At 70.7% G+C, this 19,970-nt stretch carries 19 protein-coding genes; 7 read left to right on the top strand and 12 right to left on the bottom strand.

Translation table 11 applies throughout. The features are described 5' to 3' along the window. Positions 1-249 precede the first annotated feature (249 nt). The 6 genes from ACNYS0_RS06565 to ACNYS0_RS06540 all read left to right on the top strand — a co-directional run bounded on the left by ACNYS0_RS06565 (position 250) and on the right by ACNYS0_RS06540 (position 5,612). Complete coding sequence (locus ACNYS0_RS06565) at positions 250-1,728, top strand: 2-hydroxymuconic semialdehyde dehydrogenase (RefSeq protein ID WP_422471719.1); 1,479 nt, start codon at positions 250-252, stop codon at positions 1,726-1,728. After that, the gene (locus ACNYS0_RS06560) at positions 1,725-2,549 is read left to right on the top strand and encodes a 2-keto-4-pentenoate hydratase (protein WP_422471718.1); all 825 of its coding nucleotides are present in this window, start codon (positions 1,725-1,727) and stop codon (positions 2,547-2,549) included. Before ACNYS0_RS06565 ends, ACNYS0_RS06560 begins: the two co-directional genes overlap by 4 nt. Continuing rightward, positions 2,546-2,986, top strand: coding sequence for a RidA family protein (locus tag ACNYS0_RS06555; RefSeq protein WP_422471717.1), 441 nt, complete (start codon positions 2,546-2,548; stop codon positions 2,984-2,986). Before ACNYS0_RS06560 ends, ACNYS0_RS06555 begins: the two co-directional genes overlap by 4 nt. Then, positions 2,983-3,507 (top strand): 3-hydroxyanthranilate 3,4-dioxygenase, encoded by a 525-nt coding sequence (locus tag ACNYS0_RS06550; protein ID WP_422471716.1) that lies wholly within the window; start codon positions 2,983-2,985, stop codon positions 3,505-3,507. Before ACNYS0_RS06555 ends, ACNYS0_RS06550 begins: the two co-directional genes overlap by 4 nt. Before the next feature lie 22 nt (positions 3,508-3,529). After that, complete coding sequence (locus ACNYS0_RS06545) at positions 3,530-4,528, top strand: amidohydrolase family protein (protein ID WP_422471715.1); 999 nt, start codon at positions 3,530-3,532, stop codon at positions 4,526-4,528. Positions 4,529-4,670: 142 nt separating this feature from the next. Then, positions 4,671-5,612: a LysR substrate-binding domain-containing protein gene (locus ACNYS0_RS06540; protein WP_422471714.1), complete on the top strand. Its 942-nt coding sequence runs from the start codon at positions 4,671-4,673 to the stop codon at positions 5,610-5,612. A gap of 29 nt (positions 5,613-5,641) precedes the next feature. Here the strand turns inward: ACNYS0_RS06540 and ACNYS0_RS06535 are convergent, their stop codons facing one another. The 7 genes from ACNYS0_RS06535 to ACNYS0_RS06505 all read right to left on the bottom strand — a co-directional run bounded on the left by ACNYS0_RS06535 (position 5,642) and on the right by ACNYS0_RS06505 (position 13,947). Beyond that, positions 5,642-6,802: an MBL fold metallo-hydrolase gene (locus ACNYS0_RS06535; RefSeq protein ID WP_422471713.1), complete on the bottom strand. Its 1,161-nt coding sequence runs from the start codon at positions 6,800-6,802 to the stop codon at positions 5,642-5,644. A 46-nt stretch (positions 6,803-6,848) separates the two neighbouring features. After that, entirely contained in the window at positions 6,849-8,192 is a 1,344-nt protein-coding gene (locus tag ACNYS0_RS06530) for an MFS transporter (protein ID WP_422471712.1), read from the bottom strand. A 165-nt stretch (positions 8,193-8,357) separates the two neighbouring features. Next, the gene (locus tag ACNYS0_RS06525; protein ID WP_422471711.1) at positions 8,358-9,974 is read right to left on the bottom strand and encodes an ATP-dependent acyl-CoA ligase; all 1,617 of its coding nucleotides are present in this window, start codon (positions 9,972-9,974) and stop codon (positions 8,358-8,360) included. Continuing rightward, positions 9,971-10,285 (bottom strand): zinc ribbon domain-containing protein, encoded by a 315-nt coding sequence (locus ACNYS0_RS06520; RefSeq protein ID WP_422471710.1) that lies wholly within the window; start codon positions 10,283-10,285, stop codon positions 9,971-9,973. Before ACNYS0_RS06520 ends, ACNYS0_RS06525 begins: the two co-directional genes overlap by 4 nt. Next, entirely contained in the window at positions 10,282-11,439 is a 1,158-nt protein-coding gene (locus ACNYS0_RS06515; protein WP_422471709.1) for a thiolase family protein, read from the bottom strand. The genes ACNYS0_RS06520 and ACNYS0_RS06515 overlap by 4 nt, the downstream gene beginning before the upstream one ends. Before the next feature lie 55 nt (positions 11,440-11,494). Then, positions 11,495-13,144, bottom strand: a complete 1,650-nt coding sequence (locus tag ACNYS0_RS06510) for a thiamine pyrophosphate-binding protein (RefSeq protein ID WP_422471708.1) — start codon at positions 13,142-13,144, stop codon at positions 11,495-11,497. Then, positions 13,141-13,947, bottom strand: coding sequence for a cyclase family protein (locus ACNYS0_RS06505; RefSeq protein WP_422471707.1), 807 nt, complete (start codon positions 13,945-13,947; stop codon positions 13,141-13,143). Before ACNYS0_RS06505 ends, ACNYS0_RS06510 begins: the two co-directional genes overlap by 4 nt. Before the next feature lie 111 nt (positions 13,948-14,058). On the opposite strand from ACNYS0_RS06505, the gene ACNYS0_RS06500 reads away from it, so the two are divergent. Continuing rightward, a complete protein-coding gene (locus ACNYS0_RS06500; RefSeq protein WP_422471706.1) occupies positions 14,059-15,006 on the top strand; it encodes a LysR substrate-binding domain-containing protein in 948 nt (315 codons plus the stop codon). A 72-nt stretch (positions 15,007-15,078) separates the two neighbouring features. Here ACNYS0_RS06500 and ACNYS0_RS06495 read toward each other — a convergent pair whose 3' ends face one another. From ACNYS0_RS06495 to ACNYS0_RS06475, 5 genes are read right to left on the bottom strand one after another with little or no spacing between them, the layout of a single operon-like run. Beyond that, complete coding sequence (locus ACNYS0_RS06495; RefSeq protein ID WP_422471705.1) at positions 15,079-15,960, bottom strand: alpha/beta fold hydrolase; 882 nt, start codon at positions 15,958-15,960, stop codon at positions 15,079-15,081. Then, positions 15,957-16,937 (bottom strand): acetamidase/formamidase family protein, encoded by a 981-nt coding sequence (locus tag ACNYS0_RS06490; protein ID WP_422471704.1) that lies wholly within the window; start codon positions 16,935-16,937, stop codon positions 15,957-15,959. Before ACNYS0_RS06490 ends, ACNYS0_RS06495 begins: the two co-directional genes overlap by 4 nt. Then, a complete protein-coding gene (locus tag ACNYS0_RS06485) occupies positions 16,934-17,260 on the bottom strand; it encodes an extradiol ring-cleavage dioxygenase (RefSeq protein ID WP_422471703.1) in 327 nt (108 codons plus the stop codon). Before ACNYS0_RS06485 ends, ACNYS0_RS06490 begins: the two co-directional genes overlap by 4 nt. A 19-nt stretch (positions 17,261-17,279) precedes the next feature. Beyond that, positions 17,280-18,146, bottom strand: coding sequence for a DODA-type extradiol aromatic ring-opening family dioxygenase (locus ACNYS0_RS06480; RefSeq protein ID WP_422471702.1), 867 nt, complete (start codon positions 18,144-18,146; stop codon positions 17,280-17,282). A gap of 28 nt (positions 18,147-18,174) precedes the next feature. Then, complete coding sequence (locus ACNYS0_RS06475; RefSeq protein WP_422471701.1) at positions 18,175-19,956, bottom strand: hydantoinase B/oxoprolinase family protein; 1,782 nt, start codon at positions 19,954-19,956, stop codon at positions 18,175-18,177. Positions 19,957-19,970 lie beyond the last annotated feature (14 nt).

The raw sequence follows: 19,970 nt of genomic DNA, 5'->3' as shown, positions 1-19,970 counted from the left end.
GCCCTGACGGCTCCGGGTGTGCGGTGATCCGTATCTTCGCCAGGCCCGTGGCACCTCGGGTAATGCCTAGTTCGTCCGTACCTATCGCCAAACGGTCATACCGAGAGGTGCGCGGCCCGTCGGAGCCGGCTCCGCACGGCACCCGGTCCCGCCCCTCCCGGGCACCCGGTCCTGCCATGTCCAATCAGCTATACCGGAGGCCCAAATCGGCATTGGACGGGCATGGAAAGGCGCTCGTACGGTCCCCACATGACTGACGATTCGCCAACCGAGATCGTTCAGCTCCGCAACTTCGTCGACGGGAACTTCGTCGAGGGTGCGGACACGTTCGACAAGTTCAGCCCGGTCGACGGGGCCCGTGTCGCTGTGGTGCACGAGGCCGGGCAGGAGACGGTGGATGCCGCCGTACGTGCCGCGCGCCGGGCGTTCGAGGGCCGCTGGGGCCGTTCCACGGACCAGCAGAGAGCCGCCTTGATGAGGCGGATCGCGGACGGGATCGAGGCCCGCTTCGAAGAGTTCGTGGACGCCGAGATCCGGGACACCGGCAAACCGGTGGCACAGGCCCGCGAACTGGACGTGGCCCGCGCGGCGGCGAACTTCCGGTCCTTCGCCGACACGATCGCCTCCGCCGGCCTCGACTCGTATCTGACCGACACGGCCGACGGCCGTCAGGCGCTCAACTACGCGGTGCGCAAGCCGCTCGGTGTCGTGGCCGTCATCGTGCCCTGGAACCTTCCGCTGCTGCTGCTCACGTGGAAGGTGGCACCGGCCCTGGCCTGCGGAAACGCCGTGGTGGTCAAGCCGTCCGAGGAGACCCCGTCGACGGCGACCCTGCTGGCCGAGGTCATCGCGGAGGCGGGTGCGCCGAACGGCGTCTACAACGTCGTCCACGGCTTCGGCCCGGACTCGGCGGGCGAGTTCCTCACCCAGCACCCCGGGATCGACGGTGTCACCTTCACCGGCGAGTCCTCGACGGGGGCGACCATCATGAAGACGGTCGCGCCGCGCGTGGTGCCCGTCTCCTTCGAACTGGGCGGCAAGAACGCGGCCGTCGTCTTCGACGACTCCCCGCTGGAGCGGACCCTCGACGGGCTGACCCGCTCGCTGTTCCTGAACACCGGCCAGGTCTGCCTCTGCACCGAGCGGGTCTACGTCCAGCGCGGAATCTTCGACGAGCTGGCGGCCGGGATCGCCGAGCGGGCCAAGGGACTGCGCCTCGGCCGACCGCACGCCCCCGGCACGACGACAGGACCGCTGATCTCCCAGGGGCACCGCGCCAAGGTGATGTCGTACCTCGACCTGGCCGTCAAGGAGGGGGCCGAGGTCCTCGCCGGGGGCGGCATCCCCGACCTCGGTGCGGACCTGGCGGGCGGCTCCTGGATCGAACCGACGGTGTGGACAGGCCTGGACAACTCCTGTCGCACCGTGCGCGAGGAGGTCTTCGGCCCCGTCGCCGCGCTGATCCCCTTCGACACCGAGGAGGAGGCGATCGGCCTGGCGAACGACACCGACTACGGGCTCGCCGCCGCCGTGTGGACCAGCGATCTGAACCGGGCCCACCGGGTGGCGCAGGCGATGGACGTCGGCCTCTCCTGGGTCAACACCTGGTACCTGCGCGATCTGCGCGCCCCCTTCGGCGGCACGGGCCGCTCCGGGATCGGACGCGAGGGCGGAAAGCACTCGCTGCACTTCTACACCGAGACGACGAATGTGTGCGTGGCACTGTGACCGAAACGACCTCCTCCCTCGCCCAGCACGCCGCGGACCTCGACGAGGCCGTCACCTCCAGGCGGGCGATCGCGCAGCTGAGCCGCTCCGCCTCCCTCACCCTGGACGACGCCTACCGTGTGCAGGCGCTCGGCTCCGAGCTGCGGGCGGCCCGCGGTGACCGGCTCGTCGGTGTGAAGCTGGGGTTCACCAGCAAGGCCAAGGCGCTCCAGATGGGTGTCTCCGACGTCATCTTCGGGCGGCTGCACGCGAGCGGCGAGTACGCCGACGGTGGCGGCGTCGCCATGGAGGACTTCATCCACCCGCGCGTCGAGCCGGAGGTGGCCTTCCGCCTCGGCGCGGAGTTCGACGCGCGCGCCGCGGCCGACCCCGAGGCCGAACTGCGGGCCGCCGTCGACGCGGTCGCCCCCGGCCTGGAGATCATCGACAGCCGCTACGCGGACTTCAAGTTCTCCCTCACCGACGTCGTCGCCGACAACACCTCGGCGGTCGGGTTCGTGACCGGGGCCTGGCAGCCGGTCGATCTCACCGCCACCGACGTCCGGTACGACGACCGGCCGGTGACGCTGGAGATCGACGGCGCGGCCGCGGCGACCGGCAGCACCAGCGACATCCTCGGTGACCCCGTCCTCGCCCTGCCGGCGATCGCCCGCATGGCCGCGGCCCAGGGCGTCGTCCTGCCCGCAGGGTCCGTGCTCCTCGCCGGGGCGGCGACCGCCGCGGTCGCGCTCCCCGGCGGAGTCACGGTCAGGGCGACCGTCCCGGGCCTCGGCTCCGTCAGTGTCACCACCACCGGCGCCGCCACGGAGGAGCAGCGATGAACGACACATCACTCGTGGTCGAGGGAAAGGCCACCCCGCGCGGCAAGTTCCCGCACGTCAAGGTCGTCGGCGACCTGGTGTTCGTCTCCGGCACCAGCAGCCGCCGCCCCGACAACACCTTCGCCGGGGCCAAGGCCGACGGGATGGGTGTGACGGACCTCGACATCGAGGCGCAGACCCGGGCCGTGATCGAGAACATCCGCGACGTCCTCGCCGCCGTCGACTGCACCCTCGACGACCTGGCCCAGGTCACCACGTATCTGGTCAACATGAACGACTTCGGCGGCTACAACCGCGTATGGGCCGAGCACTTCGACGCCTCGGGACCCGCGCGCACCACCGTCGCGGTCCACCAGCTTCCCCACCCGCATCTGCTCATCGAGATCCAGGCCGTCGCCGTGCGCCGGTCCGGCCGAACCGCCAAGGAGAACTCATGACGAAGCTGCCCCCGGTCTTCAACTTCCCGCAGTGGATCGCCGAGCACGAGCACCTGCTGAAGCCCCCGGTCAACAACAAGGCGATGTGGGACGACACCGGTGACTTCATCGTGCAGATCGTCGGCGGCCCCAACCAGCGGTACGACTTCCACTTCGACCCGTACGAGGAGTACTTCTACCAGGTCAAGGGCAATATGCATGTCAACGTGATGACCGATGACGGTCCCGAGCGCGTGGACATCCGCGAAGGTGACATGTGGCTGCTGCCCGGCAACGTCTGGCACTCCCCGCAGCGCCCGGAGGAGGGCTCCATCGGCATCGTGGTGGAGCGCATCCGCCCCGAGGGCACGACGGAGCAGTTCGGCTGGTTCTGTCTGGAGTGCGGTACGAAGGTGCACTCGGTGGAGCTTCAGGTGCGGGACATCGTCGCCGACCTGCCGCCGGTCTTCGAGGCCTTCCACGCCTCCGTCGAGCAGCGCACGTGCGGCAACTGCGGGGCGCTGCACCCCGGGAAGGGCTGATCCGGTGTCCTCCTCTGTTCCGGTGCCCTCCTCTGTCGTCGACATCCACACCCACTACGTCCCCGCCGGCTGGCCGGACCTCGGTCCCGGGCGTCCCTGGCTGCGGGTGGAGTCAGAACGCCAGGCGATGATCATGGTGGGGGAGACCGAGTTCCGGCCCATCGACTCCACCTGCTGGGACGTGTCGGCCCGGCTCACCGACATGGCGGCCGACGGGGTGCACGCCCAGGTGGTGTCTCCCACCCCGCTGTTCTTCGGGTACGACCTGAGCGGCCCCGAGGCGGTCAAGGTCTCCCGGATCTTCAACGACCTCGCCCTGGAGATCTGCGCACCCGACCGGGAGCGGTTCATACCGTTCGCCCAGGTGCCGCTCCAGGACCCCGACGCGGCCTGCCGCGAACTCGACCGCTGCCTGGACGCCGGACATGTCGGGGTGGAGATCGGCAACCACGTCGGCGACCAGGACCTCGACGCGGAGGGTGTCGTCACCTTCCTCCAGCACGCGGCCTCGCGCGGCGCGCCGGTCTTCGTGCACCCCTGGGACATGCCCACCTCCCCGCGCCTCGGGCGCTGGATGGCGCAGTGGCTGACCGGGATGCCGGCCGAGACCCACCTCTCCCTGCTCGCCATGATCCTCGGCGGCGTGTTCGACCGGGTCTCGGACGACCTGAAGATCTGTTTCGCGCACGGCGGCGGATCCTTCGCGTTCTGGCTGGGCCGCCTGGAGAACGCCTGGCACCGCCGCTCGGACCTCATCGCCACCTCGCAGCTGCCGCCCTCGGCCTACCTCGGGCGGTTCAGCGTGGACAGCGTCGTCTTCGAGCCCGCGGCGCTGCGCACGCTGGTCGACACCCTGGGCGCGGACCACGTGATGCTGGGCAGCGACTACCCGTACCCGCTGGGTGAGCGGCCCGTCGGCGAGGTGCTCAGGAAGTCCGACTTCCTCAGCGACGCGGAGCGCGAGGCGATCGCCGGCGGCAACGCGCTGCGCTGGGTCGGCCGCGTGCCCGCCGAGCGCTGATCCGCGCACCGGCCCGGTGACATGCCCCCGAGCGGGGCTGTCACCGGGCCGTCGGGCGTGCTCGGCCAGCAGGTATGCCCATGGTGACGCTCACAGCCGCTCGGCCATGCCCCTACGCGAAAGGCGGTCTACCGTGCTAGGCATGGAAATACCGCGGATGCTGGATGGGCGACTGAAGTTCCGCCATCTCCTGCTCGTCGAGGCGCTCTCCGCCCAGGGCAGCGTGGTCGGGGCCGCCGCCGCGCTGCACGTCACCCAGCCCGTGGTCACCCGCAGCCTCCAGGACCTCGAACGGATCCTGGGCGTCACCCTCTACGAACGCGGCCCGCGAGGGATCCACCCCACCGAGTTCGGAGACGCCTTCACGCAGTACGCGCGCTCGGCTCTGGCCGAGATGAACCAGGCGAGCCGGCACCTCGCCGAGATCGCCGACGCCACCCGCGGCCGCGTCGTCATCGGCACCCACCTCGCGGGCTCGAACCTGCTGCTGCCGCGGGCCATCGCCCATCTCAAGCAGGACCGCCCTGCCCTGCGGATCGTGGTGCGCGAAGCGACGCCGGAGGCACTGCTCGAGGACCTCGCCGCGGGCAAGGTCGACTTCATCATCGGCCGCCTGGCGACGGTTCCCCCGGAGGGGACGATCCAGCAGACGCTGCACGCGGAGACCATCCGCGTGATCGCGCGCAGCGGACACCCGCTCGCCGAACGCACCCACATCCCGCTCGACGAGCTGATCGCCTACCCCTGGGTGCTGCCGGGGGTGGAGACGGCGCTGCGCACGGAACTCGAGGAGTTCTTCCACCGCAACGACTGCTCCCTGCCCGCCAACCTCGTCGAGGCGACGGCGTTCCTCACCATCCGTCAACTCCTCGTGGAGACCGACATGGTGGCCGCGCTGCCGGAACTCATCGGTGCGAGCGATCCCCGGCTCACCGCGCTGCCGATCTCGCTCGACCTCGTCGGCGCCCGGGTGGGGATCACCCGCACGGCCGGACGCCGGCTGAGCCCGGCCACGGAGGCCATGACGCAGTCGCTCGTCACCATCGCCCACTCGATGCACCCGCGGACGGCTCAGCCCGACTGAGCACGGGCACGTCCTTCGCCGCGAGTCGGTCAGCCGACGGTGAGCCGCATCAGATCCGTGCCGATGGTGGTCGGTCCGGCGTACGACTTCTTGATGGTGCTCCTCCACCGGGCCGGGTCGACGCCCTCGCCGGAGGTGTCGCCGTAGTGGGAGAGCACCAGCCGGGCCGCTCCGCTGCGCTCGGCGACGCTCCCCACCTCGGAGACCGCGGTGTGCGAGGTGCGCATGTGCCGGGCGCGGATCTCGCTGCCGACCATCGATGCGTCGCTCATCGCCTCGTGCACCAACAGGTCGGTGTTCCGGGCCAGTTCGACCAGGTTCGGGGTGGGCCGGGTGTCGCCCGAGAAGGTGACCGAGCCGTGGTCGGTGTCGAAGCGGAAGGCGAAGGAGGGGAAGACCGGCCCGTGCGGGACGAGCACCGCGGTCACCTTGAGCCGGTCGTCCTCCATGACGGTGAAGGGGCGCATCGGCGGTGCCGTGTTCCCGCGGGCCGAGGCGCCGACGTCCGGGAAGCGGATCTCGTGCACGTCGGTCATGTCCCGCGGGTCCGCGTTGCCGGTGTCCCGCATGAACACGTTGCTGCTGTAGGCGAAGGCGGCGTGGCACGCCTCGGTGTGACGCTTGATCCCCGGCGTGGGGTGGTCGGGGGCGACCGTGCCGGGCGTGGATCCGTCCTCCTCGACGGGGAGTCGGCCCGCCGACCCGGGCCCGTACACCGCCACCGGCTGCCGGGCATGGGCCGTCCCGGTGAGGATGAAGTCGTAGTACGACATCAGGTGGTCGGAGTGCAGGTGGGTGATGAACATGTGGCGCAGCGCCGTGCGGTCGAGGCCCGCCGCGGCGAACTGCCGGGTCGCCCCGAGCCCCGCGTCCACCAGGTAGATCGCACCGTCGACGACGACCGCCGTCGACGCCCCGGCCTGCTCGGTCACGTTCACCGGCCCCGCGGCCGTGCCCAGGAGGACCACCTCCAGGCCCCTGGTCCGCGACGGGTCCGAAGCCGGCGTCGCCGCCTCGGTGGGGGCGGCGAGAGCCTGCCCCGCGCCCGCGAGCCCCAGCAGGGCGCCGCCCCCGCCCACCGCGGAGGCCCGCAGCAGGTCCCGCCGTCCCCACCGGGGCCCGGCGACGGCCGGGCCCCGGTGGGTGTCGGGGCGCGTTGCTCCGGCGTCCCGAACTCCGCAGTCACACATGGCACATCCCTTCGCTCGACTTCGCCGCTGTACGCATCCCGTGGTGCTAGTCGGGTGTTCCGGCGGGCTGAAGCCGCTGGTCAGCAGCGGGTGCTGCGGGGTCGCGCCGCACCGTCTCGCGGGCGAAGTAGACCGAGACGAGCGTGATACAGCCGAGGACGACGAGGTACAGGGAGATGGGCCAGGAGGAGTCGGTGGCCGCCAGGAGCGCGGTCGCGATGAGCGGTGAGAGGCCGCCCGCGAACACCGAGGCCAGCTCGTGGCCGAGCGAAATGGCGCTGTAGCGCGAGGACTTGCCGAACAGCTCGGTGAAGAAGCTCGGTTGGGTGCCGATCATGGCCCCGTGGCCGATGCCGATGGCGATGATGAAGGCGAGCCACACGAGCGCGGGGGTGCCGGTGTCCACGAGCCAGAAGAAGGGGAAGGCGAAGACGATGAGGGTGGCCGCTCCTGCCATGTAGACGGGGCGACGGCCGATGCGGTCGGAGAGGGCGCCGAATCCCACCATCGAGGCGCCTTCCACGATGTTCGCGACGATGATCCCGGTCAGCAGCAGGCCGTTGCCGACTCCGATGTGCTTGCCGTAGGCGAGGGAGAAGACCAGGAAGATGTACGACGCGCCGTTCTCCGCCATCCGGGCGCCGGCGGTGACCAGGATGGCGCGCGGCTGGGTCTTCAGGGCATGCAGGATCGGCAGCCGCTGCTTCTCGCCCTTGTGCTGGACGCTCTGGAACTCCGGCGTCTCCTCGATCTTCAGCCGGATGACGAGCCCGGCCAGCGCGGGGACGGCCCCCAGGAGGAAGGGCAGGCGCCAGCCCCAGGACAGGAACGCCTCGTCGGACAGGGTCTGGACCGCGGCGAAGACTCCGGCGGAGGTGATGAAGCCGAGGTTGATGCCGACCTGGCTCCAGGCCGAGTAGAAGCCGCGTCGTCCCGCGGGGGCGTGCTCGGTGATCATGAGGACGCTGCCGCCCCACTCGCCGCCGACCGCGATGCCCTGAAGGACGCGCAGCAGGGTGAGCAGGATCGGCGCCCACACACCGATCTGTGCGTAGGTGGGCAGGGCGCCGATGAGGAAGGTGGTGAGGCCCATGACGAGCAGGGTGATCACGAGCATCGGCTTGCGGCCGAGGCGGTCCCCGAAGTGACCGAAGATGATGCCGCCCAGGGGGCGGGCCGCGAAGCCGACGGCGAAGGTGCCGAAGGATGCGAGGGTGCCGGCGAGGGAGCTGGCCTCGGGGAAGAAGAGGGTGCCGAGCACCAGGGCCGAGGCGGTTCCGTAGAGGAAGAAGTCGTACCACTCGAGTGCGGTGCCGGTCAGGCTGGCGATCGCGACCTTGCGGATCGACTGCGGTCCGGCTGCCGGTTTGTGCGGGGTGGTGGGGCTCATCTCGTCACCTCTGGAGGAGGACGGTGGCCATCGGGACGCCGAGCGGTGCGTGACGACGTCCCGATGGTCGGGAAAGGGGATGTGCCGGGGCGGGGTCCGGTCAGCGCCCACGGTGTCGACCGGGAACCACCGACGAAGTCCGGAACCCGGTCAGGTCCGAGCTCCTTACGAGCGGGCCGGGGTGGGCTGCCCGCCGCGCCGCGGCACGGCACCGGCGGCCTCCCGGTCCCAGTCGGCGCGGGCGGCTCCCCACTCCCGCAGCACGGCCTTGCGGACCTTGCCGTTCTCGGTCAGCGGCAGTTCCGGGCACAGCGCCACGAAGCGGGGAATCGCGTAGTAGGCGAGCCTGGGCTCGCAGAAGGACACCAGCTCGGTGAAGTCGATCTCCTGTCCCTCGACGGGGACCACGGCGGCCATCACCTCGTCCTCGCCGAGTTCGGAGTCCACCGCGTACACCGCGACGTCACGGACGCCGGGGTGCTGTGCGAGGACGCTCTCGACCTCGACGGAGGAGATGTTCTCGCCGCGCCGCCGGATCACGTCCTTGATGCGATCGACGAACCTGATCCACCCGTCCGCCTCGATCACCACCCGGTCACCGGAGTGGAACCACAGGTCCTGCCACGCGGCGACGGTGGCCTCGTGCATCCGGTAGTAGCCGGAGGCGAAGGCGTAGGGCTGCTCGCTGCGCAGCAGCAGTTCGCCCGGGGTGCCGGCGGGGACGTCGAGGCCGTTCTCGTCGACGACCCGGGCGGAGAAGCCCTCCTGAAGACGGCCGACGTATCCCGGCCGCTGCTCGGTGCGGCTCGCGGAGATCACCGCGTTGGTCTCGGTCGAGCCGTAGCCGTCGATGAGGACGACACCGAACCGCTCCTCGAACTCCCGGAGCAGCCCGGCCGGGGTGGCCGGCGCCAGGGCCGCGGTCACCTTGTGCGCCCGGTCGTGCTCGCCGGGCGGCCGGCCCGCCAGGATGCTGATCATGGCGCCCAGCAGATAGGTGCAGGTCGCCCCGCTGGCCGTCACGTCCGACCAGAAGCGGGAGGCCGAGAAGCGCGGACCGATGACGTACTGCGCACCGCTGACCAGCGCCTGGCTGAAGGCGTTGAGCGCGTTCGTGTGGAACAGCGGCAGGCAGGTGTGCAGCACGTCGGCCGCGGTGATGCCGAGCTGGGCCGTGACGTTGCGGCCCCACCAGTAGAACTGGGCGTGCGGGCAGACGACTCCCTTGGAGACCCCGGTGGTGCCCGAGGTGTAGAGGATCACCGCGGGATGGCCGGGGCCCACCGCCACGGGCTCCACGGCCGGTCCGTCGTCCGGGAGCGCGTCGACGGGGACCGGCAGCACCGTGGTCACCTCGTGCTCGTCGAGCAGCCAGATCTGGCGCAGCGCTGCGGTGCTCGGCAGCGCCTCCACCTGCGCGAGGAAGGGCTGTTCCAGGACCAGCAGCTCCGCCTGCGAGTTGGTCAGGATGTGATGGAGCTGCTCACCGCGCGCGGCGGTGTTGATCGGCACGGCGACGGCACCGATCCACGCGCAGCCGAGGATGAGGTCCAGCAGCTCGACCCGGTTGGACGCCATCAGCGCCACCCGGTCTCCCCGCTCCACCCCATGTTGGCGCAGCAGGCCCCCCGCGACGGAGACCCGTTCGAGCATCTGGGCGGCGGTCCTCCGGGTGTCCCCGCAGCGCAGCAGGACGCTGTCCGGGGTGGCTTCCGCGCGCCATCGCAGCAGCCCGGGGACGCTTGCGTGGGTGAGGTCGGGGATGTCGGTGACGTCGCTCATGACAGCTCCTTTCCGGGCCGGCCGCCCGACGGTACGAAGGCGACGGGACGGTCGGACGACGGGTCGGGGCGATCGGTGAGTTCCACGACGTCACCGGCCTCGACGGGGCCGAACAGCCGGGCCACGAGCAGCGGTTCGGGGTCGCAGGCGACCGACGCGATGACCACGTCGCCGAGGTGGGTCAGTTCCTCGACCACCCCGCGCTCGACGCCGACGGGCGCCAGATCGGCGCCGCCGCAGCGGGGACACATCAACCGGGCGGGGAACCACTGGCCGCCGCACTTCTGACAGCTCTGCACGGTCACACTCATACGGCGGCCTCCAGGAGGGTGGCGTTGGCACACGCGCCATAGCGGTAGAGCACCATCCCGTACCCGCTGACCAGGCCGATCCTGGCGTTCTCGACCTGCCGCTGCCCGGCCTGGCCGCGCAACTGCCGGACGGTCTCCACGAGTCCGTGCATGCCTCCCGCGGAACCCGGCTGGCCGGCCGAGAGCTGTCCGCCGGAGGTGTTCACGGCGAGCTTGCGGGTGGCGATGCGCTCGGCGATGAACGCCGGCATCTCCCCGCCGGCGACCAGACCGAGATCCTTGAGCTGGGCGAGCGCCATGGCCGGGTAGTCGTCGTACACGCCGACCACGTCGACGTCAGCGGGGCCGAGTCCCGCGGTGTCCCACAGCTCGGACGCGCAGTCGGCCAGACCGGTGGCCAGGCCGTCGCCCGTCTGGTCGTCGCTGTTGTAACGGGCCGACACGGTGAGCACCTTGGCCCGCCGGGTGCCGTCGGCCCGTTCGTCGGCGGCGACCACCACGGCGTCGGCGCCCGTGACCGGCGGCACGCAGTCGTACCGGCCGAGGGGTTCCGCGACCATCGGAGCGTTCAGGTACTCGTCGAGCGTCAGCGGCTTCCGGTACACGGCCCCGGGGTTGAGGGACGCCCATTCGCGCTGGGCCACCGCGAGGCGCCCGTAGTCGGTACGGGTGAGTCCCTCGGCCGCCATCTGACGCTGGGTCAGCAGGGCGAACAGGGCGTTCGGGCCGAGCATGTCCAGCGGAACCAGATGCTCGGCGGTGGCCCGGTTGTACTCGGCCACCATCTTGAGGTGCACTTCGCGGTCCATCAGGTCGCCGGCCGCGAGCACCACCACGGAGGCGTCACCGGACTCCACGGCCCGTACGGCGTGCTGGAGCATCGTGCCCGCGCTCGCCCCGCCGTTGGTGTCCTGCATCAGCCAGCGCAGCCGAAGGCCGAGCCGCCAGGCCAGGTCGATGGCGTGGTCCGGATCGAGGGTGAAGCTGGAGACACCGAAGCCGTCGACATCGCAGGTCCGGAGGTTCGCGTCGGCGAGTGCGCGGCGTACGGCGTCGGCGAGCACCTGCTCGGTTGTCGTGCCGGGCGCCGGGTGCCGCGTGTAGGGCGACTCGCCCGTGCCGATGACGGAGACCTCGCTCGTCGTCTTTCTCATCAAAGTGTGCTGTTCCATTTCGTGAGGCGGTCGGGGGGATGCACGCCGGGGCGCCTCAGTGCCCGAAGGCCTCCTGAAGCCACCAGGAACCCCCGTCCGAGGCGATCTTGGCGTCCAGCACCAGGGGACGGACGGGACCGGCCGACAGCCACTCCTTCACGGCGTGCGTGTCCTCGGGCCGCCGGATGGTCAGTGCCTCGCATCCGTGGCCCCGCGCGATCGCCGCGATGTCCGTGTCGGGGAAGGTGACCGTGTCGAGACCGCTGGTGCCGGACCCGAAGTGGTGCACCTCGGCGCCGTACATGGCGTCGTTGTAGACGACGATCAGCAGGGGCAGGCCGAGCCGTACGGCGGTGTCCAGCTCCGACAGGCCCATCATGAAGCCGCCGTCGCCGACGCCGGCGACGGGCAGCCGGTCGGGCTGCGCGAGCGCGGCACCGATCGCGGTCGCCAGGCCCAGGCCGACGGACTGGAACGCCTGGGTGAAACAGAACCCGTACTCGTCGGGCACGTCGAGGTACATGCTCGGGTAGCCGAGGAAGTTTCCCGAGTCCACCGACACGATCCGCTCGGTGGGCAGGAGGTCGTTGAGCGCGGCGGTCATGCTCCGCGGGTCGACCCGCCCGTCCGCAGACATGTCCTCGAACGCGACCTGGTTCCAGCTCGGGCCGGACCTGAGCCGCTCGGCCACGTCCTCGGTGCGGTAACCCGTCCGCCCGCCGGGTGAGTTCGCCCGCAGCCACGCGGCGGTGGCCCGGGCCGTACTCGCGACACCGCCCCACAGGCCGAGGTCCACGTCACGGTGTACGCCGATGGACCCCGGTTCGATGTCGACCTGGACGACGGTGGCGTCCGGCGAGATGAGCCGGCCGTGCCGCATGGTCCACATGTTCAGGGCGCAGCCGAACCCCACCAACAGGTCGGCGCCCGCGACGAGTTCGGCCGTCAGCGGCGAGGAGAAGCCGCCGGAGACGTCGATGTTCCAGTCGTCCTCGTGGAACATCCCGCGGGAGACGGCGGAGGTGGCGAGCAGGGCGCCCGCCTCGGCGGCCAGTTCGCGGACGGCCTCCTTGGAGCCCGGGGAACGGCCGCCGCGCCCGACGACGAAGACCGGCCGCTCGGCGCGTTGAAGCAGCTCGGCGAAGGCGGCGATCTCGCTGTCGTCGGGCCGCGGTTCGGCGACCGGGCGGTACTCCCGGGCCGGGGCCCGTGCCTCCAGGATTTCGTCCTGTACGTCGATCGGAACGTTGAGGACGACCGTGCGCCGCTGGTGGCGACAGATCGCGTAGGCCCGCGCCACATCGTCCAGGGCGGTCTTGGACGACCGGACGCGCAGGGCGACCGCGCCGATGCCGGTCGCGACAGCCGCCTGGTCGAGCGCGAAGTTCGAAGAGGGGTCGGCGGCTTCGGCGGTGAGCACCAGCAGCGGCGTCCGGCTCTTCGCGGCCTCGGTGATGCCGGTGAGGGCGTTCGTGTAGCCGCAGCCCTGGTGCAGGGAGAGCACGGCGACCTCGTCGGACATCCGGGCGTACGCGTCGGCCATGGTGGCCGCGCCGCCCTCGTGACGTGCGGCGACGAACCGGGCGCCGCCGCGCACCATCGCGTCGGTGAAGTGGAAGTTGCCGCTGCCGACGACTCCGAAGACCCTACGGATGCCGAGATCCGTGAGCTGCTTGCCGATGGCCTCGTGGACGGGCACGGTCACTGGCCTTCTCCGTTCTCTATGAGCGCGAGCACCCGCGCAGGGCTTCCGGACCCTCCGGCGATGCGGAGCGGAGCGACGATCAGGACGGCTCCGGTCACGGGCAGCCGATCGAGGTTCTGCAATTGGGTGACTCCGTACTTGCCCGCGCCCAACAGGTAGTGGTGCGCGGGGAATTGCGGGGTGAAGGTGAACGCCTGCCCGGCGTCGGTCCCGACCGTCTCCACGCCGAGTCCGACGATCGGTGACTCCTCGGCCAGCCAGCGGGCGCAGTCGGCCGTGAGGCCGGGGGTGTGCGGCCCGCCGTCGTCGGCGTTGAGGAACAGCCGCTGGTCGTGCGAGCGCGCGGACCAGCCGGTCCGGTAGAGCAGCCAACCACCCTCGGGCAGCGGCCCGTTGGACTGCTGCCACTCCTCGACATGCTCACGTGTCAGCAGGAAGTCCGGGTCGGCCGCGCACTCGGCGGTCTTGTCGATCACGACGGCGGGAGCCGCCAGGCGCCGGACCGGCACCTGGGACACGTCCCCCTTGTCGGCGCCGGTGACCCAGTGGCACGGCGCGTCGAAGTGGGTACCCACGTGCTCACCGGTGTGAATGCCGTTCTGGTAGGACGTGCGCCCCCGCTCGTCGTACCGCGCGAGTTCCTCCAGCTCGAAGTGGGGGATCGGCGCCATGTCGGGCGGGAGGTCGAGCACGGGCGTCGACGGCGACAGGAGGGCGGTCAGGTCGACCACCTCGACGCCGCCGGAGGCCAGAGCGGACCTCAGGCCGCTCAGCGCGCTCTCTGCGGAGAGTGTCGAAGACATGGCCTCATCATTTGGCAGGGGATCCGGCCCTGACCAATGCTTCTCCGGTCGCCGTTATGCGTGTATGGCTATACCGGAGACCAACACCATGCGACGGAGAGATGTCACTCAATGAACGTGGATCACTTCCTGGACGGCCGGCTGAAGCTGCGCCACCTCGTTCTCCTGACCGTCGTGGCCGATGAGGGGACGCTGGTCGGTGCCGCCAAGGCAATGCATGTCACCCAGCCGGTCGTGACCCGGAGCCTCCAGGAGATCGAGTCGATCGCCGGCGTGGAACTCTTCGCCAGGGGGCCACGGGGTGTCCGCCCGACCCAGTACGGTGACATCCTCATCGAGCACGCCCGTGCGGTCGTGGGCAATGTGCAGGCCGCCGCCGGACGCATCAACGAACTCCAGCGTCTCGGCACGGAGCCGGTACGGGTCGGAACCATCCTCGCCGGTGCCTACTCCCTGCTGCCGCAGACCCTGATCCGGCTGAAGAAGGCCCACCCGCACCTCACCGTGTCGGTCGTCGAGGCGATGCCCGAGGAACTCGGCCTGCAACTCTCCCGAGGCGAAGTGGACGTGCTGGTCGGCCGACTTCAACCGTCCCGCCAGGGTGCCGCGCTGCGGCATGTGCGGCTCTACGACGAACCGGTGCGCCTCGTCGTCAGGCATGAGCACCCCTGCCTCGGGACACCCACCGGCGGCATCGAGGACCTCATGGACCTGCCGTGGATCCTGCCGGGCCGCAACAGCCAGCTGCGCGAGGAGATCGACGAACTCTTCGACCGCCAGGGCCTCTCACTGCCCGCGAACATCATCGAGTGCTCGACGATCCTCACGCTGAGAACGGTCCTGCTGGAGACGGACGCCGTCGCGCCGCTGCCCATGCTGATCGGCGCACGGGACCCCCTGCTGGCCGTGCTGCCCTTGGGGCTCGACACGTTGCCGCGCGCGATCGGGATCAGCACGGTCGCCGACCGGCCGCCGTCCGCGAGCACCCGGCTCCTGATCAAGGAAATGATCGCAGTCGCCCGCGAGACCGACCCCGCGCTGTTGGAGGCACGAAACTGACCGGAGGGGCCGGTTCGCCCCCGAGCACGGGGGGGGGCAACGGGACGGCGCCGCGCCGGGTGCCAGGGCGGTTCAGGCCGCTGACGGCACCGAGGAGCTGCCCCCGTGCCTGCGCAGGTACTGGCCCACCACCTCGTTGAACTCCTCGGCGCGTTCCACCTGGGACCAGTGTCCGCACTGGCTGAAGAGGTGGGCGTCGGCGTGCGGGACGGTGTGCAGGAGTTCCCATGTCCGTGAGACTGGGATGACCACGTCCTGCATGCCGTGGACAAGTAGCAGCGGGATGTCCAGTTCCCCGAGTGCGCCGAGGTCGAGCGGCAGCGCGTCGCGGTCGCGGTCGCGGGCGGCCACGACCTCCTTCAGGCGGCTCGACGCGCTGTCGTTCAGGGCCGCCCGATAGCGCAGGTCGACCAGCTCGTCGGTGACCAACTCCTTGTCCACGACGAACTGTTCGAGCGTGCGGCGAATACCGGCCGGGGAGAGTTCGGGCTTGGCGTGGCCCGCCAGCGCCGCGGTCTTCTTCGCGCCTCCTGTGCCCATCGAGACGACGCCGAGGATCCGCTCCGGGGCGTCGATGGCGAGTTGCAGGGCGACCCAGCCGCCGATGGAGTTGCCGACGATCCAGGTCTTGTCGATGCCCAGGGCGTCGAGGACGCGCAGCGCGTGCCGCCCCCACTCCCGGATTCCGTATTCGGTGCCCGGGGCCACGACGGTCTGGCCGTAGCCCATGGAGTCGATGGCGACGCAGCGGCCGTGCTGTGCGAGGTGGGGCAGGTTCAGCCACCAGTTGGCGGCCGCGGTGACACCGGTGCCCGAGCCGTGCAGGAAGAGGATCGGGGTGCCTTCGCCGAGCTCGTGGCAGTGGGTGAGCTCACCGTCGGCGGTGGGCAGCCACGTGTCCTCGAGGCCGAAGAAGGCGTCGGTCCGGTACTCGGGGATCTCGACGGTGGTCATCGGCCTTCCTCTCGTCGGGTGAGCTTCTCGATGACGGCGTGCACGCCCACGACGTTGTTCACCATCTGGGTCACGCGGACATCCGCGGCGATGGAGCAGAGGCTGTACGCCTCGTCCGGGTCGAGCCCTTCCCCGGTCAGCCAGTTCACGAGGTCGTCCACCGCGTCGTGGGCGGCGTCCTCCAACTTCTCCCCGAAACCCGTGGAGATGAAGTGGGTCTCCGTCTCGGCCCGCGGGGTGCGCAGCGGCGTGCCATGCTCCACCGTGAACCGCAGCCGGACATGGTCCATGCCGGTCTCGATGGCGGTCTGGTTCACCTCGCCGTCGCCCTGGACCGCATGGCCGTCACCGCAGTAGAAGCCGGCGCCGTCCCGGAGGACGGGCAGCTTCAGGCGGGTGCCCACGACGAGTGCGGACAGGTCCATGTTGCCGCCGAAGGCGCCGGGTTCCACCGTGCTGCGCGGGCCGTCCTCGGCCGGGGCGACGCCCATGATGCCCAGGAACGGCTTGAGGGGCACACGCACCTTCCCGCCGAGCGTGGTGGTCATGGAGTCGCGGTCCAGGGCGAAGTGGCGGATCGCCCCCGCAGGGAACCGGTCGCGCAGCACGCCACGTCCCCGCGGCTCGGCCACGACCAGGTTGAACCCGTGGGCCGCGGGTGTCAGCGCCAGCACGTCCACCACCAAGGTGTCGCCGGGACGGGCCCCGCGCACCCGGATGGGGCCGGTGAGGGAATGCGGCCCGAGCGCGTCGGGGAAGGCCGCCCGGAGCGCCGGGAAGTCCGCCATGACCGTGTCCGGGGTGACGCGGTTGCCCCAGTGGCCCCAGGTCGACAGCGTGACCTCGTCGCCGGAGTCGACCGAGAGCACCGGCGGCGCGGCGGGATCGATCACCCCGACCCGGACGGTGTCGGGACCGGCGGGGAGGTCGTGGACACGACCTCCCCCGACCGTGGACGGGGTGGTCTCCCGCGTCACGCGCCACCCGCTTCGGCGTGACCCGGCAGCGGTTCACGCCGGATCGAGGCCAGCAGGTGCTGGACGGCGCTGGTGGCACCGGACTTGTTGTTGGCGAACAGGATCCGGGCGAACTGCGCCCCGAGGTAGGGGTGGAAACCCAGGTCGTACAGGGTGCGGAAGTCCCGCTCCTCGATGGCGGTGCGCTCGGCCCCGGTCAGTTCGTAGCGGTCGAGCACGGCCGCCTCGTCCTTGACGAACTCCTCGCGCAGGGCGGCGTTCCACTTCAGGTCCTGCACCAGATCGTGCGAGACCAGGGCTCGGTTGATGCTTTCCAGACTCATGGTGATCCCCATCCCCTTCTCAGCGTCCGGCCCGCGCCGACGTCATGTCCCAGCTGACGGCACCGATCCCGCAGCGCCACTTGTCCCAGGCGGTGTAGCCGAGGACCTCGCAGGGCCGCTCGCCGATCGCGCCCATGACGAGGATCCAGCTCAGCAGCTCTCCGGTGCCGCCGATGCCGGCCTGGTCGAGCCGCTCCAGGGTGACTTCGGCGAGGACCTTCTCGTGGTCGCCATTGGCGAGCAGGTCGAGGAACCAGTTGTCGAACTCCTCGTCGATCCAGAAGTCCCGTACGCCGCCGGGCTCGTGGCTCATGCCGCCGGTGGCGAAGAGGCCGACGCGCAGATCGGACGGCAGGTCGTTCTCGATGAGATCGGCGAGCTGCCGGCCGATCTCGTAGCAGCGGTGCTGGTCGGGGAAGGGCGGCACCGTGACGTTCTGGAGGATCGGGATGATCGGAACGCCGCTCGCCTCGATCCCGGTCCTGACCACCGGCACCGAGATGTTGTCGTCGAAGTTGAGGTTCTCGCGGGTCGCGGAGACCGGAACACCGCGCCGGTTCAGGCCGTTGAGGACCTTCTCCGCGAGGTCCGGGCGCCCCGGGATCCGGTACTCCCCGCAGCCCAGCCAGTCCTTGAAGAACTCGGCCGGGCCGCGGTGCTCGGGCGCCATGCCGACGACGAAGTCCGGGTACTCGCGGATGCGGTTGTTGGCCATGTGGTCGTTGGCCACCATGAGGATCACGTCGAGTTCGGTCTCGCGGATCTGCCGGGTCAGGGACCCGTAGGCGGAGGTGACCATCTGCTGCGAGGCTTCGGGCGCCTGATCGAACATGCCGATCAGGCCGGGGGCGTGGCTCGCTGCCACGGCGAGGCTGACGTTGGCCATGGTGAGATTTCCTTTGCTGGTCTGTTGATCAGGCGGTGGCGCGCAGGTTCCGGGTCTCGTCCTCGCGGACTTCGAGGGTGTCCGCGTCGATGGCGACGCCGTAGACGGTGCGGGCCGCGTCGAGGGAGACGACGCCCTCGCGCACGTCGCGCAGCACCAGCTCGGCGGGGCGCAGCCGCGGATCGCCGAACCCGCCGCCACCGCTCGCGATCACCTCGAAGACGTCGCCCTTGTTGAGGGTGTAGAAGGAGTTGGACTCGACCTCGACGGGCTCGGCGCCGGGGCGGGTCAGGGTGAGGTGCTGGACGATGCCGGGCCGGCCGCCGAGCAGCCCCACGGGCGCGGTCTCGGGCATGAAGCCGCTGCCGTACGTCGCGCAGGCGATGTCGTCGGCCAGCACCCGCCACCGGTAGCGCACGCCGAGCCCGCCGCGCCACTGTCCGCCGCCCGCGCTGTCGGGGAGGTACTCGAGCGCCTCCAGCAGGTACGGGGTGTCCAGCTCGTGCAGTTCGGGGTCCGGGGTGCGCAGCCCGCCCAGGGTGTTCGAGGGGGAGAGGTGGTCCCAGCCGTCGAAGCCCTCGGTGGCGCCGCTGCCGCCCTTGCCCAGGAAGTGCAGGTCGCCGAAGTGGCGTCCGGTGCGCGGGTTCATGCCCATCGTGGCGGGCGTGCACCAGCGGGCCCAACCGGCGTGCGCACGGCCGGGAACGGCCTTCGACAGGGCCACCCAGACCGCCGAGGCGATGGCCTCGCACGTCGGGACGGTGCAGGCGGCGACGGGCGCCGGGGCGTCGGGGTTGGTGAGGGTGCCGGCCGGGGCGATCACGTCGACCGGCTCGATCGCGCCGGCGTTGTAGCGGATGTCCGGGTCGATGCACCCGAAGAGAGCCAGGTGGGCCGAGGAGACCGTGTTGGCGATCGTGCTGTTGATGAAGCCCTTGGCCTGCTCGTCGCTCTCGCTGAAGTCGAAGGTGAGGTGCTCGCCCTCGACCTTGATCGTGAGGGCGACCCGGTACGAACGGTCCCTGTCGATGCCGTCGTTGTCGAGCAGCGCGTCGGCGCTGTACTCGCCGTCGGGTATCCCGGCGATCTCGGCGCGGACCTGGCGTGCGCTCGCCCGCAGCAGCTCGTCGGTGGCGGCCGCGATGGTCTGCGGCCCGTACTTCTCCAGGAGGCCCTTCAGGCGGCGTTCGCCGATGGCGGTGGCGCCGATCTGACAGTTCAGCACGGACTCCACCAGGGCGCGCATCCGCACGTTGGACAGGATCAACTCCCAGGCGTCGCGCCGCAGTTCGCCCGCCGCGACGACGCGGGTCGGCGGGATCACGATGCCCTCCTCCTGGACGTCCCGCGCTCCGGGGTTGAACCCGACGACGCCGCCACCGCCGACGTCGACGTTGTGCCCCTTGGTCGTGGCCCAGAAGACGAGTTCGCCGTCCCAGAAGACCGGCCGGGCGATGGTGATGTCGGGCAGGTGCGAGCCGCCGTCGAACGGATCGTTGTGGATGAAGATGTCGCCGTCGTGCACGTCGTCGCCGAAGAACTCGGCGATGGCGCGCAGGGCGAACGGCGTCGCCCCGCCGATGACCGGGATGTAGTGGGTCTGGGCGAGCAGCCGGCAGTCCGCGCTGAAGAGGGAGGTCGCGAAGTCGCGGGCCTCGACGAAGATGGGCGACCGCGAGGTGCGCAGCATCGTCTGTCCCATCTCGCTGGTGATGCCGTCGAGTGCGCTGCCGATCACGGCGACGAGGATGGGGTTGGACCCGGACTGCGGCTGCGTCCGGTTCTGCGTCTGTGTCATCTGCTGTGTCATCTGTTCGGTTCCCT

The sequence above is a fragment of the Streptomyces anthophorae genome (genome assembly GCF_049310305.1).
In the GTDB taxonomy this organism is placed as follows: domain Bacteria; phylum Actinomycetota; class Actinomycetes; order Streptomycetales; family Streptomycetaceae; genus Streptomyces.
The sequence above is the reverse complement of the archived record's forward strand: the minus strand, read 5'-3'. Positions and strand labels throughout refer to the sequence as shown.

Excerpts from the sequence above, each read along its gene's own strand:
- ACNYS0_RS06515 (WP_422471709.1), bottom strand. The coding sequence starts at position 11,439 with ATGAGAAAGACGACGAGCGAGGTCTCCGTCATCGGCACGGGCGAGTCG.
- ACNYS0_RS06530 (WP_422471712.1), bottom strand. The coding sequence starts at position 8,192 with ATGAGCCCCACCACCCCGCACAAACCGGCAGCCGGACCGCAGTCGATC.
- ACNYS0_RS06540 (WP_422471714.1), top strand. The coding sequence starts at position 4,671 with ATGGAAATACCGCGGATGCTGGATGGGCGACTGAAGTTCCGCCATCTC.
- ACNYS0_RS06495 (WP_422471705.1), bottom strand. The coding sequence starts at position 15,960 with ATGACCACCGTCGAGATCCCCGAGTACCGGACCGACGCCTTCTTCGGC.
- ACNYS0_RS06535 (WP_422471713.1), bottom strand. The coding sequence starts at position 6,802 with ATGTGTGACTGCGGAGTTCGGGACGCCGGAGCAACGCGCCCCGACACC.
- ACNYS0_RS06505 (WP_422471707.1), bottom strand. The coding sequence starts at position 13,947 with ATGTCTTCGACACTCTCCGCAGAGAGCGCGCTGAGCGGCCTGAGGTCC.
- ACNYS0_RS06550 (WP_422471716.1), top strand. The coding sequence starts at position 2,983 with ATGACGAAGCTGCCCCCGGTCTTCAACTTCCCGCAGTGGATCGCCGAG.
- ACNYS0_RS06520 (WP_422471710.1), bottom strand. The coding sequence starts at position 10,285 with ATGAGTGTGACCGTGCAGAGCTGTCAGAAGTGCGGCGGCCAGTGGTTC.
- ACNYS0_RS06525 (WP_422471711.1), bottom strand. The coding sequence starts at position 9,974 with ATGAGCGACGTCACCGACATCCCCGACCTCACCCACGCAAGCGTCCCC.
- ACNYS0_RS06480 (WP_422471702.1), bottom strand. The coding sequence starts at position 18,146 with ATGGCCAACGTCAGCCTCGCCGTGGCAGCGAGCCACGCCCCCGGCCTG.
- ACNYS0_RS06485 (WP_422471703.1), bottom strand. The coding sequence starts at position 17,260 with ATGAGTCTGGAAAGCATCAACCGAGCCCTGGTCTCGCACGATCTGGTG.
- ACNYS0_RS06565 (WP_422471719.1), top strand. The coding sequence starts at position 250 with ATGACTGACGATTCGCCAACCGAGATCGTTCAGCTCCGCAACTTCGTC.
- ACNYS0_RS06475 (WP_422471701.1), bottom strand. The coding sequence starts at position 19,956 with ATGACACAGCAGATGACACAGACGCAGAACCGGACGCAGCCGCAGTCC.
- ACNYS0_RS06500 (WP_422471706.1), top strand. The coding sequence starts at position 14,059 with ATGAACGTGGATCACTTCCTGGACGGCCGGCTGAAGCTGCGCCACCTC.
- ACNYS0_RS06555 (WP_422471717.1), top strand. The coding sequence starts at position 2,546 with ATGAACGACACATCACTCGTGGTCGAGGGAAAGGCCACCCCGCGCGGC.